3 protein-coding genes are annotated in these 2,666 nt (G+C 44.9%); 1 reads left to right on the forward strand and 2 read right to left on the reverse strand.

The features are described from left to right. The coding region (gene metG, locus SPADD19_RS04220; protein ID WP_061455312.1) for a methionine--tRNA ligase at positions 1 to 1,686 on the forward strand (1,686 nt) is incomplete at its 5' end. 272 nt (positions 1,687 to 1,958) lie between these two features. Here metG and SPADD19_RS04225 read toward each other — a convergent pair. Together SPADD19_RS04225 and SPADD19_RS04230 are read right to left on the reverse strand one after the other, a co-directional pair. Next, positions 1,959 to 2,165, reverse strand: coding sequence for a helix-turn-helix domain-containing protein (locus SPADD19_RS04225; RefSeq protein ID WP_003006064.1), 207 nt, complete (start codon positions 2,163 to 2,165; stop codon positions 1,959 to 1,961). 10 nt (positions 2,166 to 2,175) lie between these two features. Next, a partial coding sequence (locus tag SPADD19_RS04230) for a DUF2975 domain-containing protein (protein WP_061455313.1) occupies positions 2,176 to 2,666 on the reverse strand: 491 nt, incomplete at its 5' end.

The raw sequence follows: 2,666 nt of genomic DNA on the forward strand, positions 1-2,666 counted from the left end.
GTGGTGGCTCAGGTCTTTGAACGCTTGCTGGCGCAAGACGACATCTACCTTGGTGAATACTCTGGTTGGTATTCAGTCTCTGATGAAGAGTTCTTTACAGAAAGCCAATTGGCGGAAGTATACCGTGATGAGAATGGCAAGGTTATCGGTGGGGTAGCTCCATCAGGACACGAAGTAGAATGGGTTTCTGAAGAATCTTACTTCCTTCGTCTCAGCAAATACCAAGACCGCTTGGTTGAATTTTTCAAATCACAACCTGATTTCATCACACCAGATGGCCGTCTCAATGAAATGTTGAAAAACTTCATCGAGCCAGGTTTGGAAGATTTAGCAGTATCTCGGACCACCTTTACTTGGGGAGTTCCAGTTCCATCTAATCCAAAACACGTGGTCTATGTATGGATTGATGCCCTTCTCAACTATGTGACAGCTCTTGGTTACGGTCAAGAAGATCATGAAAACTTTGATAAGTTCTGGAACGGAACCGTCTTCCACATGGTTGGAAAAGACATCCTTCGTTTCCACTCTATCTACTGGCCGATCCTTCTCATGATGTTGGATATCAAATTGCCAGAACGTTTGATTGCCCACGGATGGTTTGTCATGAAAGACGGCAAGATGTCGAAGTCTAAAGGGAATGTCATCTACCCAGAAATGTTGGTGGAACGCTTCGGCTTGGATCCACTTCGTTACTACCTCATGCGCAGTTTGCCAGTTGGTTCAGATGGGACTTTCACACCAGAAGACTACGTGGCTCGCATCAACTATGAATTGGCCAATGACCTTGGAAACCTCCTCAACCGGACGGTGGCCATGATCAATAAATACTTTGGTGGTCAAGTTCCGACTTATGTCGAAAATGTCACTGCATTTGATGCAGATTTGGCTAAGGTGGTCGAAGAAAGTATTGCAGAGTACCACAAGCAAATGAATGCGGTTGATTACCCACGCGCTTTGGAGGCGGTATGGAATATTATCTCTCGGACTAACAAGTACATCGATGAGACAGCGCCTTGGGTCCTCGCTAAAGAAGACGGTGACAAGGAACAATTGGCAGCAGTCATGGCTCACTTGGCAGCCAGCCTTCGTGTCGTGGCTCACTTGATCCAACCATTTATGATGAATACCTCAAATGCCATCATGGAACAACTTGGCTTGGGCTTGGACTTCGATCTTGAAAACTTGACTTTAGCAGGCTTCCCTGAAAATGTCACAGTGGTTGCCAAAGGAACTCCAATCTTCCCACGTCTCGACATGGAAGAAGAAATTGCCTACATCCAATCTCAAATGACTGCTGGAAAACCACAAGAAAAAGAATGGATTCCAGAAGAAGTGGAACTCAAGTCTGAAAAAGACGAGATCAAATTTGAAGACTTTGACAAGGTTGAAATCCGTGTAGCAGAAGTCAAAGAAGTGGAACGCGTTGAAGGATCAGACAAACTGCTTCGCTTCCGCCTAGATGCAGGAGATGGCGAAGACCGTCAAATCCTCTCTGGTATCGCGAAATTCTATCCAAATGAACAAGAATTGGTCGGCAAGAAACTCCAAATCGTGGCCAACCTCAAACCACGTAAGATGATGAAGAAATATGTCAGCCAAGGTATGATTCTTTCCGCAGAACACGGAGATCAATTAACAGTCTTAACAGTTGATCCGTCTGTTCCAAATGGAAGCATCATCGGTTAAACATATATAAAAAAGCACTCCCGCGGGAGTGCTTTTGTTGTATTGATATAGTTCCCATCATTGAGTTTTACAAGGATGGTATTTGAGTCCTATTAGTAATGAATATTAATGGAGACTTCCGCAGTGAGAAAAGAGTCTGAAACATTTTCGTTTCAGACTCTCGGAAGATTTGAGACAGTGGGCTCAAATCTTAGGTATGGAATCGCAAAGGGATTCGCTACCGTCCGCCCTCACCTAAGGAAGATCTCCAATTATATTTTTAAATACATGTTCTATTCATCTGGCCGGTATTCTAGGATATCTCCTGGCTGGCAGTCGAGTTCTTTGCAGATGGCTTCAAGGGTGGTGAAGCGGATGGCTTTGGCCTTGCCGGTCTTGAGAATGGAGAGGTTAGCTGTCGTGATGCCGATTTTATCGGCTAGCTCATTGGATTTCATTTTCCGCTTGGCCAGCATGACATCTAGATTGACGATAATCATGGCACCCTCCTTAAATGGTTAGCTCATTTTCTTCAGCAATCTCAATCCCTCTCTCTAAAATCTTGCCAGAGACCCAGACGATTGGAACGGCAAGGAGAAGCCCTGTGTTAAAGGTAAATTGGAAAGTGAAGGGAAGGAGATAAGCATTTCCACTGGTTTCAAGTGTGCCAGACATAAAGGACAAGACCAAGAGAATCTTCCAAGCTCGGTTGCAAAGATCAATGTTGGAGTGAGAAAAGATCTTTTCTTGGTAGAGATTTTGGAGGAAGCTGCGAATGGTGATGAGAAGGTAAATATAGATAGCGCTTGAGGCTAGTGGGAAGAGCAGCTGCCAGAGAGGTTGTGGATGTTTGGGAAAGAGCTGGATGCCATTCGCATCAAAGGACAAGCGACCTGATTGAATGAGATCTTTGAAAAGGCCCATGCGGGAAAGCAGATGGACGACCAATGCAGCCACGGTCATAAAGCCACAGAAGTAAATGAAAGCCGTCAAGACTTCAA

It is taken from the genome of Streptococcus parasanguinis (genome assembly GCF_001578955.1).
Classification (GTDB): domain Bacteria; phylum Bacillota; class Bacilli; order Lactobacillales; family Streptococcaceae; genus Streptococcus; species Streptococcus parasanguinis_U.